At 74.0% G+C, this 23,276-nt stretch carries 31 protein-coding genes; 18 read left to right on the top strand and 13 right to left on the bottom strand.

Going from position 1 to position 23,276, the window contains the following annotated elements; all coding sequences use genetic code 11:
* Nucleotides 1–14 precede the first annotated feature (14 nt).
* From PP1_RS18005 to PP1_RS17990, 4 genes are read left to right on the top strand one after another with little or no spacing between them, the layout of a single operon-like run.
* Nucleotides 15–515, top strand: a complete 501-nt coding sequence (locus PP1_RS18005; protein WP_083680149.1) for a DUF1707 SHOCT-like domain-containing protein — start codon at nt 15–17, stop codon at nt 513–515.
* A complete protein-coding gene (locus PP1_RS18000; RefSeq protein ID WP_010235550.1) occupies nt 512–1,012 on the top strand; it encodes a hypothetical protein in 501 nt (166 codons plus the stop codon). The genes PP1_RS18005 and PP1_RS18000 overlap by 4 nt, the downstream gene beginning before the upstream one ends.
* Before the next feature lie 31 nt (nt 1,013–1,043).
* Complete coding sequence (locus PP1_RS17995; RefSeq protein WP_010235553.1) at nt 1,044–1,376, top strand: ArsR/SmtB family transcription factor; 333 nt, start codon at nt 1,044–1,046, stop codon at nt 1,374–1,376.
* A complete protein-coding gene (locus PP1_RS17990) occupies nt 1,360–1,848 on the top strand; it encodes an SRPBCC family protein (RefSeq protein ID WP_010235556.1) in 489 nt (162 codons plus the stop codon). The genes PP1_RS17995 and PP1_RS17990 overlap by 17 nt, the downstream gene beginning before the upstream one ends.
* A 19-nt stretch (nt 1,849–1,867) precedes the next feature.
* Here PP1_RS17990 and PP1_RS17985 read toward each other — a convergent pair whose 3' ends face one another.
* The gene (locus tag PP1_RS17985; RefSeq protein ID WP_170918092.1) at nt 1,868–2,362 is read right to left on the bottom strand and encodes a J-domain-containing protein; all 495 of its coding nucleotides are present in this window, start codon (nt 2,360–2,362) and stop codon (nt 1,868–1,870) included.
* An 84-nt stretch (nt 2,363–2,446) separates the two neighbouring features.
* Between PP1_RS17985 and PP1_RS17980 the strand changes: the two genes are divergently transcribed.
* The 4 genes from PP1_RS17980 (at nt 2,447) to PP1_RS17965 (ending at nt 6,115) form a co-directional block, all read left to right on the top strand.
* Nucleotides 2,447–3,112 (top strand): nuclease-related domain-containing protein, encoded by a 666-nt coding sequence (locus PP1_RS17980; protein WP_010241465.1) that lies wholly within the window; start codon nt 2,447–2,449, stop codon nt 3,110–3,112.
* Nucleotides 3,113–3,205: 93 nt separating this feature from the next.
* Nucleotides 3,206–4,150, top strand: a complete 945-nt coding sequence (locus PP1_RS17975; protein ID WP_010241467.1) for an alpha/beta hydrolase — start codon at nt 3,206–3,208, stop codon at nt 4,148–4,150.
* A gap of 64 nt (nt 4,151–4,214) precedes the next feature.
* Nucleotides 4,215–5,105 carry an alpha/beta fold hydrolase gene (locus tag PP1_RS17970; protein WP_033200537.1) on the top strand — a complete coding sequence of 297 codons (891 nt, stop codon included), beginning with the start codon at nt 4,215–4,217 and terminating at the stop codon, nt 5,103–5,105.
* The gene (locus PP1_RS17965) at nt 5,105–6,115 is read left to right on the top strand and encodes a TIGR03617 family F420-dependent LLM class oxidoreductase (protein ID WP_010241471.1); all 1,011 of its coding nucleotides are present in this window, start codon (nt 5,105–5,107) and stop codon (nt 6,113–6,115) included. Before PP1_RS17970 ends, PP1_RS17965 begins: the two co-directional genes overlap by 1 nt.
* A 67-nt stretch (nt 6,116–6,182) precedes the next feature.
* On the opposite strand, the gene PP1_RS17960 is transcribed toward PP1_RS17965, so the two are convergent.
* The 6 genes from PP1_RS17960 to PP1_RS17935 all read right to left on the bottom strand — a co-directional run bounded on the left by PP1_RS17960 (nt 6,183) and on the right by PP1_RS17935 (nt 9,466).
* Complete coding sequence (locus PP1_RS17960) at nt 6,183–6,587, bottom strand: transglycosylase family protein (protein ID WP_443217600.1); 405 nt, start codon at nt 6,585–6,587, stop codon at nt 6,183–6,185.
* Between the two features lie 404 nt (nt 6,588–6,991).
* A complete protein-coding gene (locus PP1_RS17955; protein WP_010241473.1) occupies nt 6,992–7,384 on the bottom strand; it encodes a hypothetical protein in 393 nt (130 codons plus the stop codon).
* 14 nt (nt 7,385–7,398) lie between these two features.
* Nucleotides 7,399–8,031, bottom strand: a complete 633-nt coding sequence (locus PP1_RS17950) for a class I SAM-dependent DNA methyltransferase (RefSeq protein ID WP_010241474.1) — start codon at nt 8,029–8,031, stop codon at nt 7,399–7,401.
* 37 nt (nt 8,032–8,068) lie between these two features.
* On the bottom strand, nt 8,069–8,458 hold the full coding sequence (locus tag PP1_RS17945) for a hypothetical protein (RefSeq protein WP_010241475.1): 390 nt from the start codon (nt 8,456–8,458) through the stop codon (nt 8,069–8,071).
* 9 nt (nt 8,459–8,467) lie between these two features.
* Nucleotides 8,468–8,881: a DUF1707 SHOCT-like domain-containing protein gene (locus PP1_RS17940; protein WP_010241476.1), complete on the bottom strand. Its 414-nt coding sequence runs from the start codon at nt 8,879–8,881 to the stop codon at nt 8,468–8,470.
* A gap of 57 nt (nt 8,882–8,938) precedes the next feature.
* Nucleotides 8,939–9,466, bottom strand: a complete 528-nt coding sequence (locus PP1_RS17935) for a PadR family transcriptional regulator (protein ID WP_010241477.1) — start codon at nt 9,464–9,466, stop codon at nt 8,939–8,941.
* 196 nt (nt 9,467–9,662) lie between these two features.
* Between PP1_RS17935 and PP1_RS17930 the strand changes: the two genes are divergently transcribed.
* A complete protein-coding gene (locus PP1_RS17930; RefSeq protein ID WP_033200538.1) occupies nt 9,663–10,688 on the top strand; it encodes an NAD(P)-dependent alcohol dehydrogenase in 1,026 nt (341 codons plus the stop codon).
* A gap of 96 nt (nt 10,689–10,784) precedes the next feature.
* Nucleotides 10,785–11,111 carry a putative quinol monooxygenase gene (locus PP1_RS17925; protein ID WP_010241481.1) on the top strand — a complete coding sequence of 109 codons (327 nt, stop codon included), beginning with the start codon at nt 10,785–10,787 and terminating at the stop codon, nt 11,109–11,111.
* Between the two features lie 69 nt (nt 11,112–11,180).
* On the opposite strand, the gene PP1_RS17920 is transcribed toward PP1_RS17925, so the two are convergent.
* Nucleotides 11,181–11,708, bottom strand: a complete 528-nt coding sequence (locus PP1_RS17920) for a hypothetical protein (protein ID WP_170918917.1) — start codon at nt 11,706–11,708, stop codon at nt 11,181–11,183.
* A 357-nt stretch (nt 11,709–12,065) separates the two neighbouring features.
* Between PP1_RS17920 and PP1_RS17915 the strand changes: the two genes are divergently transcribed.
* The 5 genes from PP1_RS17915 (at nt 12,066) to PP1_RS17895 (ending at nt 15,015) form a co-directional block, all read left to right on the top strand.
* Nucleotides 12,066–12,614 (top strand): L,D-transpeptidase, encoded by a 549-nt coding sequence (locus PP1_RS17915; RefSeq protein WP_010223891.1) that lies wholly within the window; start codon nt 12,066–12,068, stop codon nt 12,612–12,614.
* A gap of 112 nt (nt 12,615–12,726) precedes the next feature.
* Nucleotides 12,727–13,563: a class I SAM-dependent DNA methyltransferase gene (locus PP1_RS17910; RefSeq protein WP_010223893.1), complete on the top strand. Its 837-nt coding sequence runs from the start codon at nt 12,727–12,729 to the stop codon at nt 13,561–13,563.
* Nucleotides 13,564–13,672: 109 nt separating this feature from the next.
* A complete protein-coding gene (locus PP1_RS17905; RefSeq protein WP_010223895.1) occupies nt 13,673–14,146 on the top strand; it encodes a hypothetical protein in 474 nt (157 codons plus the stop codon).
* A 168-nt stretch (nt 14,147–14,314) separates the two neighbouring features.
* A complete protein-coding gene (locus PP1_RS17900) occupies nt 14,315–14,794 on the top strand; it encodes an Asp23/Gls24 family envelope stress response protein (protein ID WP_010223897.1) in 480 nt (159 codons plus the stop codon).
* Nucleotides 14,791–15,015, top strand: a complete 225-nt coding sequence (locus PP1_RS17895; RefSeq protein ID WP_227012749.1) for a hypothetical protein — start codon at nt 14,791–14,793, stop codon at nt 15,013–15,015. Before PP1_RS17900 ends, PP1_RS17895 begins: the two co-directional genes overlap by 4 nt.
* Nucleotides 15,016–15,091: 76 nt before the next feature.
* Here the strand turns inward: PP1_RS17895 and PP1_RS17890 are convergent, their stop codons facing one another.
* Nucleotides 15,092–15,937, bottom strand: a complete 846-nt coding sequence (locus PP1_RS17890; RefSeq protein WP_010223901.1) for a hypothetical protein — start codon at nt 15,935–15,937, stop codon at nt 15,092–15,094.
* 180 nt (nt 15,938–16,117) lie between these two features.
* Complete coding sequence (locus tag PP1_RS17885; RefSeq protein ID WP_010223903.1) at nt 16,118–16,678, bottom strand: hypothetical protein; 561 nt, start codon at nt 16,676–16,678, stop codon at nt 16,118–16,120.
* A gap of 122 nt (nt 16,679–16,800) precedes the next feature.
* On the opposite strand from PP1_RS17885, the gene PP1_RS17880 reads away from it, so the two are divergent.
* Nucleotides 16,801–17,823 carry a GlxA family transcriptional regulator gene (locus tag PP1_RS17880; RefSeq protein ID WP_010223905.1) on the top strand — a complete coding sequence of 341 codons (1,023 nt, stop codon included), beginning with the start codon at nt 16,801–16,803 and terminating at the stop codon, nt 17,821–17,823.
* Here PP1_RS17880 and PP1_RS17875 read toward each other — a convergent pair.
* A complete protein-coding gene (locus PP1_RS17875) occupies nt 17,787–18,749 on the bottom strand; it encodes an aldo/keto reductase (RefSeq protein ID WP_029239125.1) in 963 nt (320 codons plus the stop codon). The genes PP1_RS17880 and PP1_RS17875 overlap by 37 nt on opposite strands.
* A gap of 102 nt (nt 18,750–18,851) precedes the next feature.
* Between PP1_RS17875 and PP1_RS17870 the strand changes: the two genes are divergently transcribed.
* The gene (locus PP1_RS17870; protein ID WP_010223908.1) at nt 18,852–19,406 is read left to right on the top strand and encodes a Chromate resistance protein ChrB; all 555 of its coding nucleotides are present in this window, start codon (nt 18,852–18,854) and stop codon (nt 19,404–19,406) included.
* On the top strand, nt 19,403–21,916 hold the full coding sequence (locus tag PP1_RS17865) for a cation-translocating P-type ATPase (protein ID WP_075314834.1): 2,514 nt from the start codon (nt 19,403–19,405) through the stop codon (nt 21,914–21,916). The genes PP1_RS17870 and PP1_RS17865 overlap by 4 nt, the downstream gene beginning before the upstream one ends.
* A gap of 87 nt (nt 21,917–22,003) precedes the next feature.
* Here the strand turns inward: PP1_RS17865 and PP1_RS17860 are convergent, their stop codons facing one another.
* Entirely contained in the window at nt 22,004–22,396 is a 393-nt protein-coding gene (locus PP1_RS17860) for a hypothetical protein (RefSeq protein ID WP_010225342.1), read from the bottom strand.
* 317 nt (nt 22,397–22,713) lie between these two features.
* A complete protein-coding gene (locus tag PP1_RS17855; protein ID WP_010225344.1) occupies nt 22,714–23,058 on the bottom strand; it encodes a hypothetical protein in 345 nt (114 codons plus the stop codon).
* Nucleotides 23,059–23,276 lie beyond the last annotated feature (218 nt).

Here is a 23,276-nt window from a genome sequence, read left to right as displayed (position 1 = left end):
CCAGGCTTGCCGCCATGACGACCACACCGGACACCACCGACGAGGTCCCGGCGGTCACCACGACCGACGCGGTCCCCGCACCCACGACCAGCACCGGCGACGACGCCGTCCTCGCCTCCGACGCCGAACGCGAGCACGTCACCGACCGGCTCCGGCACGCGGCGGCCGAGGGCCGCCTGACCCTCGCCGAGGCCGACGAGCGCCAGGCCGCCGCCTACGCCGCCCGGACCCGCGCCCAGCTCGTCCCGCTGCTGGCCGGCCTGCCGCCGACGCCGCAGCCCCGCAGGCCCCGGCGCGGGCCGCTCACCCCGCGCGCCCGCCGGATCCTCGGCGTGCACGCCGGGATCACCGTCGCCGTGCTGCTGTTCCTGGTGGTCGCGGCCGTGTTCGGCCCGGCTCCGCTGTTCATGCCGATCGGGCCCGCGTTCTGGCTCGGGCTGATCCTGTTCGTGCACTCGCGGCGGGCCGAGCGCGAGCCGTCGCCGGACGAGGCCGTCCCCGCGGAGCTCCGGTGACCGCCACGGCCGTCCCCTCCGCCCGCGCCGCACCGGCCCGGCGGCTGCCCCGCCGGGCACGGAGCGGTCTGCGCACCGGGCACGTCGTGCTCGCCGCCGGCTGGACCGGCCTGTCCCTGGTGATGCTCGTGCTGCCCGCGTCGGTGCTGGTGCAGGGGGCCGGGGCGGGCTTCGCGGTCCCGGCGATGGCGCTGGTCGGCAACGGGATCATCCCGTTCTTCGCGGTCGGCACCGTCCTGACCGGGGCCACCCTCGGCATCGGGACGCCGTGGGGGCTGGTCCGGTACCGCTGGGTGGTCGCGAAGACCGTGCTGGCGCTGACGGTGATCGTCGGTTCGGTCGTGCTGAACACCCGATGGATCGAGGCCGCCGCGACGGGGGACGACCGGTCGCTGCTCTGGTCGCTCGTCCTGAGCTCGGCGGTGCACCAGGTGATGCTGCTGACCGCGACGGTGCTGTCGGTGGAGAAACCCTGGGGCCGGTGGCGCCGCGCTTGACACGCAACCTTTTGGTTGCATAATTGGCCGCGTGACCGACGTCGACGCCGTCTTCCGGGCCCTCGCGGACCCGACCCGGCGGCAGATCCTCGACCGGTTGCACGAACGGGGCGGGCAGACGCTCGGCGAGCTGTGCGATGGCCTGGAGATGAGCCGGCAGGCGGTCTCCAAGCACCTCGGGCTGCTGGAGTCCACCGGGCTGGTGTCCGCCGTCCGCCGCGGCCGGGAGAAGCTCCACCATCTCGACCCGGTGCCCATCCAGGAGATCCACGACCGGTGGATCGGGAAGTTCGAGCGCAGCCGGGTGCAGGCGATCACGTCCCTGCGCGCCGCGCTGGAGGACGACGATGACCGAGGCACCTGACCGCACCTACGTCTACACGACCTACATCCGCAGCACGCCCGAGCAGGTCTTCCGGGCGCTGACCACGCCCGAGTTCACGATGCAGTACTGGGGCGGCGCCGAGCTGACCTCGGACTGGCAGGTCGGCAGCCCGCTCGAGGCCGTACACCCCGACCGCGACGACTTCATCGGGAGGATCCTCGCCGTCGAGCCGCCGCACCGGCTCTCGTACACCTTCACCGGGCGGGCGGAGGAGGCCGCGGGACGGCCGCCGACGGTCGTCGAGTTCGGGATCTCGGCGTTCGGCGAGGAGGCGGTGAAACTGCAGGTCACCCACACCGGCTTCACCCCGGACGAGCAGGGCACCCAGGACATGCGCGACGTCGGCGAGGGCTGGCCCGCGATTCTCGCGGCGCTCAAGACGTTGCTGGAGACCGAGCGTCCGCTGGCCTCGCCCGGCCACTTCGCACCCCGGGTCCCGGCACGCAGCTGAGGCCGCTGCACCGCCCCGGTCAGTGGCGCCGCAGCAGGCGGCGCCACCACCCGCGGCCGGGCGGCGGGGCGCCGGCGGCGCGTGCCGGCGACGGTGCCCCGGCCGCCGGTCCGGTACGGCGCGGCGCGCGGCCGGCCCGCCAGCGGGCCACCACCTCGTCGGCGTCGAGCTTCCGGATCGGCACCCGCGGCCCCATCGGGTATCGCATGAAGTCGACGACCCGGGAGTTGACCTCGTCGACGTGCTCGCGGACCCGGCGTTCGTCGGCGAACCGCACGACCGCCGCGTCGATCCCGTCGAGCTCCTTGCGGAGCTGGACCGACGGCGGGAGCAGCGCGTCGCCGGAGAGTCCCTCGCGCCGCAGGTAGCCGCGGACCCACCAGTTCTCGTCGACCGGGCCGGTGGTCCCGGCGCCCGGCAGCGGGCGGCCCCTGCCGGGCAGGTCGTCGAACTCGCCCCGCTCCGCCGCCTCCCGGACGGCCCGGTCGACCGGCGACTCGAATCGCGGATCCACGGCCACCACCCCCTCGCGACGGTACCGGCGCCGCCACCACCGCGCGGCCCGGTTCCTGTCGGGGGTCGGGTCCACACTCCGCCCATGACGGACACGACAGGCAGGACCGGGACCCACGACACCGTCGACCGTTCCCGCACACTCGACCTCGCCCAGCACTACCCGGGGCGCCGGGCGGGCCACGTGGCCGCCCACGTCCGCAGCGCCGGCCGGCCCGACCGGAACTGGCGCCTCGGTGCCGACGGTGAGGTGCGCACCGCGCACCTGCTGGAGCGGCTGACCGGGCGGACCCGGCGCGACCGGCTGCTGGGCAGGCCACCGCGCTGGCGGGTGCTCCACTCGGTCCCGCTCGACGGCGGCGCGGCCGACCTCGACCACGTCCTGATCGGCCCGCCCGGGATCTGCGTGATCAACACCCGGCACCACCGTCACCGCACGGTCCTCCTCGACGGCGACCGCCTGGTGGTCTCGGGTGTCGCGACGGACGCGATCCCACGGGCCCGTGCGGAGGCCCGGCGGGTCCGGGAGCTGCTGCTCCCCCGGCTGGGGCCCGGTGCCGCCGACGTGCGGGTCCGGCCGGTCGTCGCGGTGGTCGGCACCCCGATGCGGGTCCGGCGCTGGCCCGACGACGTCGTCGTCGCGACCGAGGGGGCGCTCGTGTTCGCGCTGCGGGGGATGGCACCGGCCCTCGGCGCCGCCGAGGTCGACCACATCCACACGGTCGCCCGCCGCCCGGACAGCTGGAGCTGAGCCCCCGGTCCCGGTGCACGGCCGGGCACGACGACGGGGGCTCGGCCATGATCGGACGGGCGACGGACGGGCCGTCGCGGGGGAGGTACACGGGTGGGCACCGACCGGACCGCAGCGACCGACCGGATCGCCCGGGAGCTCCGGCGCCCCGTGCGCCGGGTCCCGCCGCTGCCGCTGCACCTCCCGTGGCTGCTGCGGCTCGGGCAGCGCCTGTCCCGGCGCGGCCGCCCGGTCGCCGTCGACGGCGTCCGCACTACGACCGAGCCGGGCCCGCCACCGGTCCGGATCTACGTGCCCGACCACCGGGCGTCCGGCGGCGCGCTCCTGTGGATCCACGGCGGTGGCCTGGTCCTCGGCTCACCGATGATCGACGAGAAGCGCTGCGGCACGCTCGCGGCCGAGCTCGGCGTGGTCGTGGTCTCGGTCGACTACCGGCTCGCCCCCGGTGACCCGTTCCCCGCCGCGGTGGACGACTGCCACGCGGCCTGGACCCGGCTGCGTGACGACACCGCCCACCTCGGGATCGACCCGGGCCGGATCGTCGTCGGAGGGGCGAGCGCCGGGGCCGGCCTGGCCGCGGCCCTCGCGCAGCGGCTGCACGACGAGCAGGGCCCGCAGCCGCTCGCGCAGTGGCTCTTCTACCCGATGCTCGACGACCGCACCGCCGCCCGCCGGGAGCTCGACCTGCCCCGGCACCGCGTGTGGAGCAACCGCAACAACGAGGTCGGCTGGCGCAGCTACCTCGGGCACGCGCCCGGCACCGTGACCCCGCCGCCGTACGCCGCCCCGGCCCGGCGCGAGGACCTCGCGGGTCTCCCACCGGCCTGGATCGGGGTCGGCGACGTCGACCTGTTCCACGACGAGGACGTCGACTACGCCGACCGGCTCCGCGCCGCGGGCGTGCCGGTGACCCTCGACGTCGTGCCCGGCGCACCGCACGGTTTCGACGGCTGGGGCACCGGCACCACGATCGCCGACGGCTTCAGCGCCCGCGCCGTCGACTGGCTGCGCGGCACGCTCGAACCCGGTGAGCATTGACCGTCCGTCACGCCGTGACGGACGATCCGGCGAGATCGATCCGACGCACGAGGCGGTGCGCTACATGAGCGGGACCGAGACCTTCACCTTCTCCGGCCGGGACGGCACGGCCGTCACCGCCTACCGGTGGCTCCCCCACGACCGGGAGGAGGTGCGGGGGATCGTCCAGCTGACGCACGGGATGGGCGAGCACGCGCTGCGCTACGTCGCGCTCGCCGCGGCGCTCACCGGTCGCGGCTTCGCCGTGTACGCCCAGGACCACCGCGGTCACGGCGCCACCGCGGGCGGGCCGGAGGGCTACGGCGTGCTCGGTGACGACGGCTGGGACCAGCTCGTCGCCGACATCGGCGTGCTGTCCGCGCAGGCCCGCGAGGAGCAGCCCGGGGTGCCGCTGGTGCTGCTGGGGCACAGCATGGGTTCGTTCGCGGTGCAGCAGTACCTGGTCGCGGACGCGCCACCGCCGGACGCCGTGGTGCTGTCCGGCACCGCCGTGCTGGACCTGATGGAGCAGGGGCTCGACCTCTCGGTCCCGATGGACCTGTCGTCGTTCAACGCGCCGTTCGAGCAGCGCACCGGCTACGAGTGGCTGTCCCGCGACACCGCCCAGGTGGACGCCTACGTCGGCGACGCGCGCTGTGGCTTCGGCATCGACCTGCCCGGCACCCGCGCGATGTTCGAGCGCGCGCGGCCGCTCGCCGACGCCGCAACACTCCGGCGGATCCCGGGCGGGCTGCCGGTGCACGTCGTCGTCGGCGACGAGGACCCGGTGAACGGGGGCCTGGCGCTGGTCCGCCCGCTCACCGAGCGCTACGCCGCGGCCGGGATGCACGACGTGACGCTGCGGATCTGGCCGGGCGCCCGGCACGAGGTGTTCAACGAGACGAACCGCGACGAGATCGTCGCCGAGCTGCTGACCTGGCTCGACCGCGTCGTCCCCGACACGAGGAGCCACTAGTGCGCGTGGACACCACCGGCGGGTTCTCCGCCGGTCCGCTCGAGACCGAGACGACCGCCGTCGAGGCGGAGAAGGAGGGCTACGACACCCTCTCGGTGCCGGAGACCTCGCACGACGCGTTCGTCGCGCTCGGCCTCGCCGCGCGGGCGACCAGCCGGATCCGGTTGCAGTCGGCGATCGCGGTCGCGTTCGCCCGCAACCCGATGACGCTCGCGTACCAGGCCAACGACGTGCAGCTGGTCTCCGGCGGGCGGTTCGACCTCGGCCTCGGCTCGCAGGTGCGTCCGCACATCGAGCGCCGGTTCGGGATGCCGTGGAGCAGGCCCGCGGCCCGGATGGAGGACTTCGTCCGTGCCCTGCGGGCGATCTGGGACGCGTGGGCGACCGGCGACCGGCTCCGCTACGAGGGCGAGTTCTACTCGCACACCCTGATGACGGAGTTCTTCTCCCCGGGCCCGAACCCGCACGGCCCGCCGCCGGTGATGCTCGCGGCGGTCGGGGAACGGATGACGGAGGTGGCCGGCCGGGTCACCGACGGGCTGCTCGCGCACTCGCTGACCTCGCCGTCGTACCTGGCGGAGGTGACGCTGCCCGCGCTGCGCCGCGGCCGCGGGACCGACGACCTGACGGGGTTCGACGTCTGCCTGCCGGTGTTCGTGGTGCTCGGCGCGGACGCCGACGCCCGGGCCGCCGCGGAGGCGGGGGTGCGCCGGCAGATCGCGTTCTACGCGTCGACGCCGCCGTACCGTCCGGTGCTGGAGCACCACGGTCGCGGCGAGCTGGCCGACCGGCTCAACAGGCTCTCCCGGCAGCAGGCCTGGGACGAGATGGCCGGGCTGGTCGACGACGACGTGCTGGACCTGTTCGCGGTCTCCGGCCCACCGGACGCGGTCGCCGCGGGTGTGGTCTCCCGCTACGGGGACCTGGTGGACCGGATCTCGCTGAACACACCGTACGACGCCGATCCCGCGCTGGTCCTCGACGTCGTCACCCGGCTGCGCGCGGCCTGACCACACGGTCCTGCCGCACGACGACGGGCGGCGACCGTGGAGGTCACCGCCCGTCGCAGCAGGGGTCTTACGCCAGGCCCAGCTTCTTGGAGCAGGCCGGCCAGGCACCCCAGCCCTGGCCGTCGAGCACCTTCTCCGCGACGCGGATCTGCTCGGACTTGCTGGCGTTCTGCGGCTTGCCCTTGCCGCCGTAGGCCTTCCAGGTCGACGGCGTGAACTGCAGGCCGCCGGAGAAGCCGTTGCCGGTGTTGGTGGTCCAGTCGCCACCGGACTCGCACTTGGCGAGCTTGTCCCACGTGGAGGTGGAGACGGACTGGGTCGGGGCGGTCGCGGCGGCCGGGGTGACCGCGGCGGTGGTCTCGGGGGCGGCGTTCGCGGTCCCGGCCAGGGCGAGCGGAGCCCCGAACGCCAGGATGCCGGCCGTCAGAGTTCCGACAAAACGCCCAACGATGGACATGCGCGTGCTGCTCATCTGATTCACCTGGTTCCGGACCCACGACTTTCCGGGCGGGCCGGCCGCGCGGGGAGCGCCGTCCGGTTTCACGCGAGGGATCGCTCGCGGCCCGCGGCCCCGTCCCGCCCGAAGCAGGTCGACTACCCGGAAACCGTGGGACGGGGCCGTCCTGGCGTGGCGGTTCCGGCGTTGTGGTGTTCGCTCCGACCTCGGGACGGCCGAGAGCGACATCGAAGGTCGCCGAAAGTGCGAGATCGGGTCAAGCCGGGCCCTCGTGACCTATCACACGGAAATAACGGAAGTTGCTATATCCGCTGGTCACGACCACATTTCAATGGTTACGAACGATCAACGCAGACCGCTGTTGCTTTCGATACGGAGATGTTCCGGCGGTTCCGGTGCCGTGGCTTACACCACGGTGACTAGGTGCGGGTGGGGGTCCCGTCGACCTTTCGGAGCGTGAAGACGGCGATCCGCACGACCATCGCGTCCAGCAGCAGCGCGCCGAACGCCCACGGGTCCAGCCACGCGGTCCAGGTCTGCCCCTGGGCGAGCACGACCAACCCCGGCACGAGGAACAGCGCGACCCCGAGCCCACCGGCGACGGCGGACGCCAGCAGTGCCGGTCCGTCCGCCCGCCGGATCACCAGCACCAGTGCCGCGATCGCGGCGATCGCCACCACGCCGTCGAGCACGGCGATCAGGGGCGCGGCGGAGCCCACCACGGCCACCAGCCGCGCGTGCACCAGGACGGCCAGCGCGAGCAGCGCGATCAGGATCCGGCGCCCGACGACGGGGCCGCGGTCGGAACTCATACCGGACAGTGTGGCTACCGCACCCGCAGCACCAGCAGCCGGCAGTCCACCTGCTGGCCGGAGCGGTACGGGGCGATCTCGATCGAGACCGCCTCGAAGACGTCGGCGGCGGCCAGCCGGTCCACCTCGGCCCGGTAGCCACCGTCCTCCCAGACGTCGTCGAGCACGGTGGCGACCAGGTACCCGCCGGGCCGCACGACACGGGTGAACTCGCCGATGGCGGACGGGCCCACGTGGGCGTGGGTGAGGGTCCCCACGCAGACGACGACGTCGTACCGGTCGTCGGGCAGCTCCAGCGCGGCGGTGAGATCGGCCTCACGCAGGTCGCGGTAGGCGCCGGTCGCGCGGGCCCGCTCCAGCATCCCGGGCGAGAGGTCGAGCCCGTCGACGGTGCCGACCCCGCGCTCGCGCAGCGCGACACCGACCAGGCCGGTGCCGCAGCCGGCGTCCAGCATCTCGCCGCCGGTGCCCGCGGCGGCGACCACCGCGTCGGCGGTGACCGAGGGGGCGACGTAGCCCTGGGCGTCGCCGGTGAGGTCGGCGTCGTAGGTGGCGGCCCAGTCGTCGTAGAGCGCGCGCGCGTCGTCCGGGCCGGTCAGTGTGTAGGCGCGTTCCAGATGGGGGTCGCCCCCGGTGCTCGTGGCCATCCACCGATCATCGTCGATGGGCGGCGTCGCTGTCAGGTCACCGGCGCGGCCGGTCGGCGGCGAGGATCGACAACGCGCACAGCGCACCCCAGCCCGCGGCGACCATCGTCGCCTTCTCCCGGGCGTCGCGGTCGGGCAGCTGCGAACCGAGAACCGCGAGGTCGGCGACGTCCGCGCCGACCCGGACCGCGACGGCCGTCTTCAGCGGGGTTCCGGCCGGGGCGAACAGCATCGCGAGCCCGGACGCCAGGTCGCGGCCGCCGATCGCCATCGTGAGGGCCCGCTGCCCGGCGTCGGGCTGCTCGCCGTCGCCGAGCAGCTTCGTCGGGCGCAGGAACAGCTCCGGCTTGGCGGTGATCGCCACGCTGTAGGCGGCGGTGGCCGCGCCGAGCAGGCGCGGGATCCAGGTCAGGTCGCGTCGGGCCATGGACCCGGTCTACCCGGTCCGGCCGTGCCGCACCCCTCCGCACGGGAACACCCGGGCACCGGTCAGCGTGCCGAGCGCCAGGAGCGCGCCCCACGGGCCGATCACCCAGACCGGCCAGAAGTACCCACCACCACCCGCGACGGCGACGGCCGTCCAGATCAGGAGGCAGATCACCGCCGTCACCGCCCACGGCCCCCAGGTCGCGGCGAGCACCGTCCGGCGGACGCGCGCCTCCCGCTCCGGGTCGGGCAGGTGCGGCAGGTCCGCCCGCACCGCGTCGAGCTCCGAGCGGGTCCGCGCGGCGGCCATCCGCTCGCTGCGCTCGGTGAACTCGGCCAGGTCGAGCCTGCCCGCTCCGACGTGCCTGCCGAGCTGGGCGATGGCGCGCTCCCGCTCGTCGTCCCCGATCCGGATCTCCACCACGACCCCGCCTCCCGTTTGGATAGCAGAACTATCCGCTATCCGACGTCGGAGCACAAGTCAGAGTTCGTCCAGGAACCTCAGCGCGGCCTCCGCCGAGACCCGCCGCCACGCGACGAGCGCGCGGTCGAAGTCGTCGGCACCCGCCTGCTCCTCCCGCAGCGCGACGACGATCGGCTCCAGCGCCTCCCGCTGGGCGGCGACGAGCGGGGCCGGGTCGGCGCCGCGCCGGTGCCGGATCGCGAGCTTGAGCAGGAACTCCGACCGCAGGTCCCGCACGTGCGGGACCGGGGAGAGCAGCCAGGCGTCGACGAGCCCGCGCCCCTCGGCGGTCGAGGCGTAGAGCGTGCGGGGCGGCCCGCCACCGGTCTCGACGGCCTCGGCGGTGATCAGCCCGGCATCGACCAGGCGTCCGATCGCGCGGTAGACGACCGGGCGGGGGATCTGCCAGACCCGGCCCAGCTCGCCGTCGGACGCGGTGAGCGCGGCGACCGCGAACCCGTGGACGGGCCGCTCGGCGGCCACGGCGAGGACCGTCCACTCCGGAAGCCCGAGCCGGTGTCGGCCCTGGTCCGCGGCGTGTCGCATGGGGTCAGCCTAGGACCCCGCGGGAGCGCCGGGTGACCTGTGCCGCAGAACGATTGCGCACAACCATTCCCGGGTAGCCATGTGACGATGCGGCCCCTCGCGAGCCGCCACCGACATCACCGCGGCGATGACGCCCGGTCGTACGCCAGCACCCGATCCCCGTGTGGAGGAAACCGTGCCCACCACCGTGCCCGCCATGACGACCGCAGGCCCGAACGAGCCCTTCGAGCGCGGCACCGTCGAGCGCCGCGACCCGAAGCCGCACGACGTCGTCATCGACATCGCCTACGCCGGCATCTGCCACTCCGACATCCACCAGGCCCGCGACGAGTGGGGCGAGGGCATCTACCCGATGGTCCCGGGTCACGAGATCGCCGGAACCGTCTCCGCGGTCGGCAGCGACGTCTCCCGCTACTCGGTCGGCGACCGGGTCGGCGTCGGCTGTTTCGTCGACTCCTGCCGTGAGTGCGAGAACTGCCTGGCGGGCGAGGAGCAGTACTGCCTCAAGGGCGAGGTGCAGACCTACAACTCGCAGCACTACGACGGCGAGCTCACCTACGGCGGCTACTCGACGCAGATCGTCGTCGACGAGAACTACGTGCTCGGCATCCCCGAGGGCGTCTCGCTCGACGTCGCCGCACCGCTGCTCTGCGCCGGCATCACGCTCTACTCGCCCCTCAACCACTGGAACGCCGGCCCCGGGAAGAAGGTCGCCGTCGTCGGGATGGGCGGCCTCGGCCACATGGGCGTCAAGATCGCCAAGGCGATGGGCGCCGAGGTGACCGTCCTCAGCCGGTCGCTGTCGAAGGAGGAGGACGGCAAGCGCTTCGGTGCGGACGCCTACTTCGCCACCGAGGACGAGGCGACCTTCGAGACGCTGGCCGGCACGTTCGACCTGATCGTCAACACCGTCGCGGCACAGATCCCGGTCGACGCCTACCTGGGCCTGCTCAAGCTCGACGGCTCGATGGTCAACGTCGGCGTCCCGGAGGGGAAGCTCGAGTACCACGGCTTCTCGCTGGTCGCGGGCCGCAAGAGCCTGTCCGGCTCGAAGATCGGCGGTATCCGCGAGACCCAGGAGATGCTGGACTTCTGCGCGGAGCACGGCCTCGGCGCCGAGATCGAGACGATCTCCTGCGACGACGTGGACGACGCCTGGGAGCGGGTCGTGAAGGGCGACGTCCGGTACCGCTTCGTGATCGACACGAAGACCTTCTCCTGATCAAGGGCCGGGCGTCCACGATTGAGACGCCCGCACGCGGCCGGTCCGTGGAAGGATTCCGGCGACGTTCCCGACGACCGTGAGCCGGAGGCCACAGTGATCCTCATCGTCCTCAAGGCGCAGATCCGGCCGGACAAGCGCGCCGAATGGCTGTCCGGGATCTCCGAGTACAAGAAGAACGTGAACTCGGAACCGGGCAACATCTCCTTCGACTACCACGAGAACTTCGAGAAGGAGAACGAGTTCGTCATCGTGGAGGTCTTCCGCGACAGCAAGGCGGGGGACGAGCACGTCAAGACCGACCACGCGCAGAAGTTCTTCGACTTCATGGGGACCGTCGTCCCCGAGAAGCCGCTGATCAACTTCCAGAGCGAGGACGGCAAGGACGCGTGGGTCGAGATGGGTGAGGTCACCCCGCACTAGACCCGGCCGCACGCACACGACGACGCCGGTCGTCCCCACCGCGGGACGGCCGGCGTCGTCGTGTGCGGGTCAGGTGCCCGAGGTGGTCCCGGAGTCCGTCGCCGCGCCCGCGCCACCGGCGCCGGAGCCGCCGGTGCCCGAACCACCCGTGCCCGAACCGCCCGTGCCGGAGTCCGCGCCGGAGTCCGCGCCCGAGCCCGTGCCGGAGCCCCGGGAGCCCGAGCCGCCGTCCTGCGGGGCGGACGTCCCGGGCGGGCCGCCGGCCGCGCCACCCGGCCCACCGGGGCCACCGCCCGGGCCGCCGGGTCCGCCGAACAGCGACCCGGCCAGTGCGCCGAGCGCCACGCCGGCCACCAGCGCGATGCCCGCGATCAGCACCGTGATCCGGACGCCGACGGTGCGCCGCGCCCGGCCGGCCTTCGCCGACCCGGCCGCGGCCGGGGCCGTGCCGCCGTCCTGCGGTGAGCCGGGGCCGGGCTCCGCCGCCTCCCCCGGCCCGGGCTGCCCACCGGCGGGCGCGGACCGGTCCGGCCGCCGCAGGACGGCGGTCTCCTCCGTGGCCGGCGTGGCCTGGTCGTCGCGGGTGGTCGGGCTCATCGTGTCCTCCGTGGATCCGGGCCGGGTGTCCCGGCCGCTCGTGATCCAGGTTCCGGGCACATCCCGCGGATCCGGTGTGCACCGGCTGTGCGCCGGGTGTGCATCCCGGACTGCTCCGGACGGCGGGCACCGGACGGGACCGAACAGGACCGGACAGGACCGGCCCACCGGGCGATCCGGATGATCGGGACGGGAGCGCACCGCCGCCGGGACGCCGTCCGCGGACCGGCAGACTGGGCACGCACGCCGATCTTTACGTCACGCAACCCCGGGGCGGCCCACGCGTCTCCTCCTGTGACGGATCGACCACGCGGCGTCGCCACCCCCGGGCGACGCGGACGAACAGGAGCACCACCCATGGACACCGACCGGCAGCGACCGCGCCGTCTCGCCGCGCTGGCGCTCGGCGTCGCCACCGTCGCCGGCGTCGCACTGGCGGGCAGCGCCGCAGCGGGCTCCCCGGCCGCCGACGACGCCCGCGCGCAGCCCCTCGTCCCCGGGACCCCGTGCTCCGTCGCGGCGAAGGCCTGCGTGGACCTCGAGTCCCAGAAGTCGTGGCTGATCCAGGACGGCAAGGTGATCCGCGGGCCGATCGGCATCTCCTCCGGCGGGAACGGGCAGGAGACCCCGGTGGGGCACTCGCTGCGCGTCTACCGCAAGGAGGCCGAGCACAAGAGCCAGGAGTCCCGCACGGCCGACGGGCGCCCGGCGCCGATGCCGTGGTCGGTCTTCTTCAACGACGGCGGCATCGCCTTCCACAGCGGCGACCCCGATCGCTCCTCGGCCGGCTGCATCCACCTCCCGGACGCCGACGCGAAGGCGTACTTCGACTACCTGCAGATCGGCGACCAGGTGCAGGTCGTGAAGGCCTCGGAGGAGACGGCGGCCCGCAAGGGCACTCCCTGACCGCGGTCACCCGATCACCGCATCGGGGGTTGCTCCGGCGAGTGGAGTAACGAACGGACCGGTCACCGGCGACACACCGGGCGTCACCGCTCCCCAGACCCCGGAGTGCCCGATGGCAGACAGCCAGTCCACCCGCCCGTCGCCGGTCGATCTCGCCCGCCGCGTCGTCCGCATGACGCTCAGCGGGTGCGCCCGCGCCGCCGCCGCGCCGGTGCGCCGGATCGCCCGGGCCGGCCGCCCGGAGACCGACCCCCGCTGGGCGGACCTGACCTGGATCTGGCAGCCCGGCTGGGGCCGGCGCACGCACGACCGGCTCTACAGCCGTCCCGACCCGTACGCGATCGGCGTCAACCCGTACGAGCAGCAGAAGTACGGCACGGTGATGGACACCCTGAGCGGGCGCCGGTTCGGGCGGGTGCTCGAGGTCGGCTGCGGCGAGGGCGACCTGTCGGTGCGGCTCGCCTCGCACGCCGACGCGCTGCTCGGCGTGGACATCTGCGACGCCGCCGTCGAACGCGCCGCCGTCCGGGTGCCCTCCGCCGAGTTCGCCCGGCGGACGATGCCGCGGGAGATGCCCGAGGGCACCTTCGATCTCATCGTCTGCACCGACGTCCTCTACTACTGGGAGCCGGTGACCCTGCGGGTCGGCACGACCGCGCTGCTCGACCGGCTGCGCCCGGGCGGCACGCTGCTGGCGTACCACTACCGCGGCGACTTCGGGCAGGCCGGCACCGCCGACCGGGTGCACGACGCCCTGCGGACGGCGGCCCTGCAGCGCGGCTTCGACGTGCCGGTGCACGAGCACCGTTCCGGCGTCGGCCCCGGCGGAGCCGGCGTGCGGTTCGACGTGATCACCGCGCCGGTCCCGGTGGCGGACGACGCCCTGCGGAACGTGCCCGCCCCGCGCCGCGCCGAGACCGACGCCCCGACCGGCACGCCACTTTCCTGAGCATCGGGTTACCCCGTCCGCCGGAGCGTGCACTCCGCCGGGCGGGGGTTCTCGTCAGGGCGACGCGGACCTGTCCGGAGCAGCCCGTCCCCCGTTAGCGTCAGCGGGCATGACGGTCAACGCCGACGGTCCCGCCGACATGTCGGACGCGCAACGGGTGGTGACGATCCCCGAGCTCAGCGCGCCGAGCTACCTGCAGGCCGTGCTGTCGGTCGCCTACCAGGACGAGCGCAACAGCGTGCCGCTGACGGTCGCCACCTCGGCCGGCCTCGTCTTCGGCAACGCCGTGCACCCCGCCAGCTGGCTGCGACGGCTCGGCGAGCAGTTGCGTCACCTCACCCAGGGCCACGCGCGCAACGAGTCCGCCGAGGCGATGGTGCAGATGTTCCTCGACATGGCCGAGGGCCGGGACGGCGACCGGCCCGGCGCCCCCATCCCGGTCAAGGACATCCGGTGGATCTACTTCACCGACGCGCTGATCGTGCCGACGTCGGCGGCCGCACCGAACTACACCGAGCCCGCCTGCTGGCAGATCGCGATGCGCGACGTCACCGGCTGGACCATCGGCCTCCCCCCGGAGTAGAAGGTGTGACGACCGTCACGCTGCTTTCCGCGTGAGGATCCCGCCCCCCGGTGCCTCCCACAGGTGTCGAACGGATCGGCGGGGCAGGACGGCGCGACCCCGGCCCCGCTCCGTCAGTCCACACCGGCCCGGCGGATCCCGGGCCCACGAAATGCGGAGGCGCACCCCATGAGCACCGGCACCGACACGAAGGCTCCCGCCACGACCGGCACCACCGGCACCCCGTCGGCGCTGCAGTCCGAGCACGGCAGCACCCGGATCGCCGAGACCGTCGTCTCGAAGATCGCCGGGCTGGCCGCGCGCGAGGTCAACGGCGTCCACGCCCTCGGCGGCGGCGCCGCACGCGCGTTCGGCGCGCTGCGTGAGCGCATCCCGGGCGGTACGACCAACGCCTCGCAGGGCGTGGCCGTCGAGGTCGGCGAGAAGCAGGCGGCCGTCGACATCAACATCGTCGTCGAGTACGGCGTCTCGATCGCCGACCTGGCGAAGGCCATCCGCCGCAACGTCATCACCGCCCTGGAGCGGATGACCGGCCTGGAGGTCGTCGAGGTCAACATCTCGGTCGACGACGTCCACCTGCCGACCGACGAGCCGGCCGAGGAGACCCAGCCGCCCAAGAAGATCGAGAACCCCGCCCGGGTGTCGTGAGCGGACCGGTGACACTCGGCGCCAACGCCCGGATCGGCCTGTTCGCGGGCCTGCTGCTCGCCATCGCCGGGATCGCCGGCGGGTTCGAGGGGTTCGTCGTCGCGCTGCTGCTCGGGGCGGCCGGGCTGCTCACCGGGCGCTGGCTCGACGGTGAGCGGGACCTCGCCGGACTCGTCGAGCGCTCCGGCCTCACCGGCCGCGGCTCCGACCGGGGGCGCTGACCCCGCACGACGACGGGCCCGGCCCCGGAGGCAGGCGATGTGCCGCTCCGGGGCCGGGCCCGTCGTGTGGGGTCGCTCAGCGGGAGCGGTCGACGAACGCGGTGCCCGCGATGCGCAGGCCGCTGCCCCCCGCCATCCGCATCAGCCCGGCCATCGCGATCACCAGACCGAACATCTCGCAGCTCTCCTCGGCCCCGGCGAGCACGGAGTAGCCGAAGGCCTGGACGTCACCGGTCTGCTCGAACAGCGCGCCACCGGCCGACTCGAGGCCGACCGAACCGAACAGGAACAGCGCCGCTCCCGCGATCACGATCCAGGCACCGGGGCGCCGCAGGATCATCGGCAGGCACAGCGCCGCGACGACCGCGACGGCCACCACGGCCGGGATGATCCAGGCGTAGGTCAGGAAACCGCTGGTGCCGAAGGTGGTGTGGATGATCCAGCCGACCTGCTCGTGGTTCGCGGCGGTCTCGTCCATCGCGACCACCGCGCAGCACACGCTGAGCAGGATCCACTTCCACCGCTCGCGGCGCACCGAGTTCGCGGCGATCAGCGCGAGGATGCCCGCGTTCACCAGGTGCATCGCCGAGCTGAGCCAGGTCGAGATGTTCAGCTCGTTGCCCAGCCGGATCGCCGCCGGGATCTCGAAGCCGGGCCGGCCGATCCCGTAGACCGCGGCCGCGAAGTGCGCGAACACCAGCACGGCGGTGAGCCCACCGGCGACCTTCACGACGCTCGACGGGCGCAGCAGCGCCAGGTGCGGTGCCGCGGCCGGCGCCTCGGGTGCGGGTGACGGCTCGACCGGTGCGGGTGCCGCCGCGGACGCCGGGCCGGACCGTCCGACCCGCGGGATCACCTCGGTGGCCGGGTCGTCGTCGGCATTGCGTGACTGCTGACGGTCCAGGTGGTGCTGGGCGGTCATGTCCCCTCCTCTGCGCGGCCGGACCCCCGATCCGGACGGATGCCCCGGCGGTCCTGGTCGGCCCCGACGAGAAGCAGAAGGCTACGGGTGGTCGTCGGGAGACCGACCGCCAGGTGGCTGGAAGGTAAACGATCGAACACCCCGTCGGAAACGGCCGGGCCGCTCGGCGCGTGCCACGGGTCAGCCGAAGGTCGCCCAGAGGACCAGTGCGGCGAGGACCGCGTCGAGCACCCCGCAGAACTCCGCCAGGGAGCGTGAGACCACCCGGCCGGTGCGGTGGTGCCACAGGTCCCACCCGGCGTGCCCGAGCAGTCCCGCCGCGACGATCAGGCCCGCGACCTGCGGCGACGCCGTCGACGCGGCGAACGCGAGCCCGCCGACCGCCACCAGCACCCCGGCCTGCAGCGGCATCCCGCCGGCGGGCCGGAACGCACCCCGCACGAGCCCGGCGACGAGGAGGACCCCCGCCACCACGAGCATCGCCGGCACCGGTTCGACGCCCGGGACGAACCGGGACACCGCGATCACGACGAACGCGAGCCAGAACATCGGCCAGGCCGCGCCGGGCCGGCCGAGCGCCGCCGCGCCGAGGTAGACGAACCCGGCCGCGACGAGGACCGGGGCCGCACCGTCGGCGGCGGCCGCGCTCAGGACGGCGACGACGATCCCCGCCACCGCGGGCCAGCGATTCAGGAACCGCCGCGCGACGGAGCGGCCGGTGGACGTGGTCGTGGCACTCATGGGGACCTCCTCGGATCGGATACCCCCCAGGGGTAGCGCGGCCGGCGAGCTGGCGGCGGCGGCCCGGGCGATCCCGTCCGTTCCCCTGGGGTTCCGGTCCGGAACGACCTACTCTGCGCACCGTGGAGGAGCGTGCCGTGCTGGTCGTCGTCTACGACGGCGTCGAGCCGCTCGACGTCACCTCGGTGACGAGCACCCTGACCATGGCGAACCGGCACCGGGCGCGACCGCCGTACCGGATCACGGTCGTCGCGCTCGACGGTCCGGTCGTGCCGTGCGACGGCGGGATCGAGCTCGTCGCGCGGACCCGGCTGGCGGACTGGGACGGGCCGGTGGACACGGTCGTCGTCTCGGGCGGCACGGGACACACCGTCGCCGCCGGGGACCGGGCGGCCCTGCACCACCTGCGCCGGGTCGCCGGGACCGCGCGGCGGACGGCCAGCGTCTGCACCGGCGCGACACTGCTGGCCGCGGCGGGACTGCTGGACGACCGGACGGCCACGACCCACTGGCGGTTCGCCGCCGAGCTCGCCGCGCGGTTCCCGCGGGTCACCGTGGACCCCGATCCGATCTTCCTGCGCGACGGCGACGTCGCCACCTCCGGCGGGGTGACGTCGGCGCTGGACCTGACGCTGTCGTTCGTCGAGGAGGACCACGGGTCCGAGCTGGCTCGGCGGGTGTCCCGCGAGCTGGTCACCTACCTGCAACGCCCCGGCGACCAGGCCCAGGCGAGCATGTTCACCTCGGCCCCGCGGACCGACGACGCGCTGGTCCGCGGCCTCCTGGAGCACGCCACCGCACACCCCGCCGACGACCTCGGCGCCGGAGCGCTCGCCGATCGCGCCGGGGTGAGCACCCGCCAGCTGAACCGGCTGTTCGCCGCCGGGCTCGGCGACTCCCCGGCCCGGGTCGTGCGCCGGATCCGGGTCGAGGCGGCGGCCCAGCTGCTCGCGACCACCGACCTGCCGCTGTCACAGGTCGCCCGCCGCTCGGGGCTCGGGTCGGCCGAGACCCTGCGGACCGCCTTCACCGACCGGTACGGGCTCTCCCCGTCACGGTTCCGGGCGACCCGGCGGCGGCAGGCACCGCCCGGTCAGGCACCGTCCGATCAGGACCAGGGGCGCGCGGAGCGGGTCGCCCAGTAGCGCTCCGGCTCCTCGGCGAGCGCGGCCAGCTCCTCCTCCGCGCCGGGCGGCAGCGTCGCGAGTGCACCGGCCACGTTGGACTCCAGCTGGGCCGTCCCGACCGGCCCGAGCAGCACCCGGGTCGCCCACGGGTTCGCCAGCGCCGCGGCCACGGCGAGCCGGTCCAGCGGGACGCCGGCCCGGTCGGCGAGCGCCGCGGCCGCCCGCGCCCCCGGAGTGCCGTCGTCCCCGCCGGGGGCCAGGCGTCCGTTCGCGAAGACCTCCTTGAGCAGCACGACCGCGCCGGCGTCGGCGGCCTCGGCGAGCGCGGGCCCGGCCGAGGGCTCGAGCGGGTTCCAGGTCGACTGGAACGACGTGAACAGCGGCTCCCCGTCGACCCGGACGTCGAGGGCCCGCCGGACCGCCTCGCCCTGCGCCGGTCCGGAGGTGGAGATCCCGACCCGGACGCCCGCGTCGCGCAGGTGCGCGAGCGCACGGTGCACGCGGGTGTCGTCGAGGACGCCGGTGTCCAGCGTCGCCGAGTGCACGTGGTAGACGCCGAGCCGGTCGCCGAGCAGCTCGTGGGTCTGCGCGTACTGCTCGGTGAACGCGTCGAGCGAGTGGTCCTTGATCTCGTGCTTCTCCGCGTCCATCCGCCAGCCGCCGACATAGCGGTACCCCCACTTCGACCCGATCTCGACGTCGTCGATCTCCGGGTGGCCGGCGAGCCAGCCGGCCAGGAACTCCTCACCGAGGCCGTAGGAGCGGGCGACGTCGAGGTAGCGGATTCCCGCGGCGTACCCCGCGTCGAGCAGCTCGTGGGTGCGGGCGCGCAGGGTGGCGACGTCGCGGTCGTCGCCGAGACCGGACGCGCGGCCGGACGTGATGTAGGCGGGGCGGGCGATCGCGGCGAGGCCCAGGCCGAGCCGGGACACGGGTCGGGACATGGGGACAGCGTGCCCGCCCGCGCGTCCGGGCGCGCACACGGGAGCCGGCCCGGACGAAACACCTGTTGCATTGATCTTGACGTGGTCCGTAGCGTATCGGACATGCCGACCGAGGGCTGGGTCCTCCTGCTCGCCCAGTTGCCAGCGTCCCCGTCGAGCCCACGGGTGACGCTCTGGCGCCGGGCCCGGGCCGCGGGTGCCGTCGGCCTGCAGAACGGCGCGTGGGTGCTGCCCGCCACCGACGAGCACCGCGAGTTCGTGGAGCGGCTCGCCGGTTACGTGCGCGAGCACGGGGGCACGGCCTACACCCTGCACGCCGCGGCCCACGAGGACGACGGCATCGTCGCCCGGTTCCGGGCCGAGCGCGCCAAGGAGTTCGCCGAGTTCGCCGAGCGCGGGAACGCGCTGCTGGCCGAGCTCGAGAAGGAGACCCGCAAGGACAACTTCTCCTTCGCCGAGCTGGAGGAGAACGAGCAGGACCTCGACCGGCTCACCGGGTGGATCGCCAAGATCGGCGCCCGCGACTTCTTCCCGGACGAGCACCTCAAGGAGGCCGAGTCCCTCCTCGACCGCTGCCGCCGGGCGCTCGACGCCTTCACCGCGGGCGTCTACCGGGCCGAGGGCGTCGCGCCCGACCTGCCGCCGCGGCCGGAATGAACCCGCACACCGCGACCGGGGCGACGGTCGCGGGCGACCTCGGCACCGACCCCGCCTCCGGCCTGACCGAGGCGGAGGCCGCCGCCCGGCTCGTCCGGCACGGCCCGAACCGGCGGGTCGCCCCGCGCCGGGTGACGTTCCTGAACGTCCTCGCGGACGAGATCACCGAGCCGATGATGCTGCTCCTGGCCGCGGTCGCCGTGCTCTACGGCGTCTGGGGCCGGGTCGAGGACACGGTCGCGATCGTCGTGATCATCTCGGCGGTCGTGCTGGTCGAGGTGTTCGCCGAGTTCCGCGCGAAGTCGGTGATCGCCGCGCTGGGCACGCTGACCGCGCCGACCACGCCGGTCCTGCGGGACGGGCGGACGGTGTCGGTCCCCACCGAGGAGGTCGTGCCCGGCGACGTCGTCCCGCTGACCACCGGCGCCCGGGTGCCCGCCGACCTGCGGCTCACCGAGACCTGGGGCCTGCGGATCGACGAGTCCGCGCTGACCGGCGAGTCCGTCACCACGACGAAGGACGCGACCCGGATCGTCGACGGCGACGCCGATCTCGGCGACCGGGCGAACCTCGCCTTCGCCGGGACGACCGTCGCCGCCGGCCGTGGCCGTGGCGTCGTCGTCGCCACCGGGACCGGGACCGAGCTGGGCCGGATCACCGGCCTCGTGGTCGCCGCGAAACCACCCCGCACCGCGCTGCAGCAGGCCATGCGGGAGCTGTCGAAGGCCCTCGCCACGCTCGCGATCGGGTTCAGCGTCCTCGTCCCGCTCGTCGGGGTGCTCACCGGGCAGCCCTGGCGGGAGATGGTGCTCACCGGGCTGACGCTCGCGTTCGCGACCGTCCCCGAGGAACTGCCGATCATCATCAGCCTGGTCCTGGGTCTCGGCGCCTACCGCCTGTCCCGCCGGCGCGGGCTCGTCCGGCGGCTGCGGGCGGCCGAGGCGCTGGGCACGGTCACGGTGATCGCGACCGACAAGACGGGGACGCTGACCGAGAACCGGATGACGGTCGCGCGGACCGTGCCGGTCGACGTCTCCTCCGACGAGCTCGTCGCCCTCGGCGCCGTCTGCACCGATGCCGTGCCCGAGCGGGGCGGCGGCTGGTCCGGCGACCCGACCGACGTCGCGTTCCTGGTCGCCGCCGAGGCCCGCGGCCTCGAACTGCCCGGTGACCCGGTCCGGCGGTTCGCGTTCGACGCGGCCCGGGAGTCGATGACGGTCGTGCTGCCGGACGGCCTGGTGGTCACCACCGGGTCACCGGAGTCGGTGCTCGCCCGGTGCCTCCCGGAGTACTCGGCGCTGCTCGACCGGGCGGAGCGGATGGCCGCCGGCGGCCTCCGGGTGATCGCGGTGGCGACCCGGCGGGCGTCGACGCTCCCGGACGACGCCGAGGAGGCGGAACGCGATCTCGTCCCGGCCGGGCTCGTCGGGCTGGCCGACCCGCCGCGGGCCGGGGCCGCCGGCTCCGTCGCCGCCGCCCGGCGCGCCGGGATCCGGGTCGTGATGGTGACCGGCGACCATCCGGCGTGCGCCCGCGCCGTCGCCGCCGAGGTCGGCATCGACACCGCGACGCTGCTGACCGGTCGCGACCTCGACCGGCTCGACGACGAGGCCCTCGCCGACGCCGCCGCCCGGACCTCGATCTACGCCAGGGTGACGCCCTCCCACAAGCTGCGTCTGGTCGAGGCGCTGCAGGCCCGTGACCAGGTCGTCGCCGTGACCGGCGACGGCGTCAACGACGCCCCGGCGCTGGCCCGCGCGGACGTCGGGGTCGCGATGGGCGCCTCCGGTACCGACGTCGCCCGCGACGCCGCGGACCTCGTCCTGGCCGACGACGACGCGGCCACCCTCACCCGGGCGCTGCGCGAGGGCCGCACGCTGCACGACAACCTGCGCAAGGGCGTGCGGTACTACCTGGCCTGCAAGGCCGGCCTGGTGGCGACGGCGGCCGCGGGGGTGGCTGCGGGGTTCGCGGTCCCCTTCGCCCCGATCCAGATCGTGGTGCTCGAGATGTTCATGGACATCGCGGGCAGCGCCACGTTCGCCGCGGAACCCGCGGAACGCGACTCGATGGACCGGGAGCCGCGCGACCCGGCCGCACGCTTCCTCGACCGGCCGCTGGTCACCGACCTCCTGACCGGCGGGGCCTCGCTGTTCGTCGCCGTCGGCGGGCTGTACCTGGTGGCCTCGTTCGCCGGGGCGGCGACGGCGACCGCGCAGACCCTGGCCTTCGTCGGCTGGCTCTCCGGCTACCTCGCACTGGCCTGGGTGATGCGGACCGAACGCACCCCGCTGCTGCGGGCCGGGCTGCTGTCCAACCGGTTCCTCCCGGTGTGGACGGTGGTCACGGCCGTCGCCGCCGTCGTGATCATGACGGTGCCCCTGCTGCGCGACACGCTCCGGCTGGTTCCCCTCACCGGCCCGCAGTGGACGGCCGCGGTGCTGGTGCCGGTCGTCGCGGTGTCCTGGATCGAGGTACGCAAGGCGTTCCGGGCGCGCGCAGCGGCGTGACCACCCGGGCGACCGGCCCCGGACATGCGAGTGCCCCCGGGACCGCACTGTCCCGGGGGCACGTCGGCGAAGCTCGCCGGGGCGTGATCAGCCGATCGAGTCGCCCGAGCCGGAGGCCTGGCCGCAGCTGTCGGACTGGTCGGTCGCCGAGTCGCCGGACTTGGTCTTGGCGTCGCCCGCGATGCCCAGGGCACCGGTCAGGCCGTTCAGCAGCGCGCCGTCCTCGACCGGCACCTGCGCGCCCAGGACGTTGACCGGGATGTTGTTGTTGCAGATCTGGATCGGCACGTTGACGTTGTTGCCGCTCAGACCCGAGACGAGGCCGCCCTTCGAGTCCTTGTCGATCACACCGCCGTCGTGGCCCTGGTGCTTGGCGTCCTTGCTGCTGTCACCGGCGTAGTCGCCGGCGAAGGCCAGCGGGGAGACGGCGAGCAGGGAGGCGGCGGACGCCGCGACGATGATTCCGGCCTTCTTCAGCACAGTTCTTCTCCTGATGAGTCTCGGAGTCCGTGCGAAGACGGCCCCGGCTACCTGCCGGCACGCTGACAAAAGGGGGGAGCCCGTACCGGCTACGAGTGAATCTAGCTACCGCCAATGATCAGCACAATTTGTCTGCCACCATCGTGCGAGCACTATTACTTTCCGTCCGGTTACTGCGACGATCGGGTCGTCCTGCTCCGGACGAAACACCCCGGGCTCACCCGGGAACTACACAGGGTCACAGGGCCGGAGTGACCCCCGGCACACGTACGCCCCCGGGACCGAGGTCCCGGGGGCGTACGAGAGATCCGGGAGGATCAGCCGCCGATGGCGTCGCCGGCGCCCGACTCCTGCCCGCAGGTGTCGGACTGGTCGGTGGCCGAGTCGCCCGACTTGGCCTCGCCCTCGCCCGCGATGCCGGCGCCGCCGGTGAGGCCGTTGCCGCCGGCCGCGTCCTCGACCGGGACCTGGACGCCCAGCACGTTGACCGGCACGTTGTTGTTGCAGGCCTCGACCGGCACGTTGCCGTTGTTGCCGTTGGCGCCCGAGACGAGGCCCTTGGCGTCCTTGTCGATCTCGCCGCCGGCGAAGGCCAGCGGGGACAGCGCGAGCAGGCCCGCGACGGAGGACGCGGCGAGGATGCCAGCCTTCTTCTTCAGCACAGTTCTTCTCCTGATGATTGCAGGGCCGTTCGACCCCAGGCTCCTGCCGGCACGCTGACAAATGGGGGAGCCCGTACCGGCTGCAAAGAACGTAACCGTCGGAAACGTGCTGTTCAAACCGTGCAACACCATCGAGGGTGCACATTACTTTCCGTATGGTTACTCACCTTTTCGGTGCGGATCGCCGAACCCGGCACCTGCGCGCGACGGGCGGCAGC

It is taken from the genome of Pseudonocardia sp. P1, from assembly GCF_000178675.2.
GTDB lineage: Bacteria > Actinomycetota > Actinomycetes > Mycobacteriales > Pseudonocardiaceae > Pseudonocardia.
Note: the sequence above shows the minus strand (reverse complement) of the source record. Positions and strands in the feature narration are given on the sequence as shown.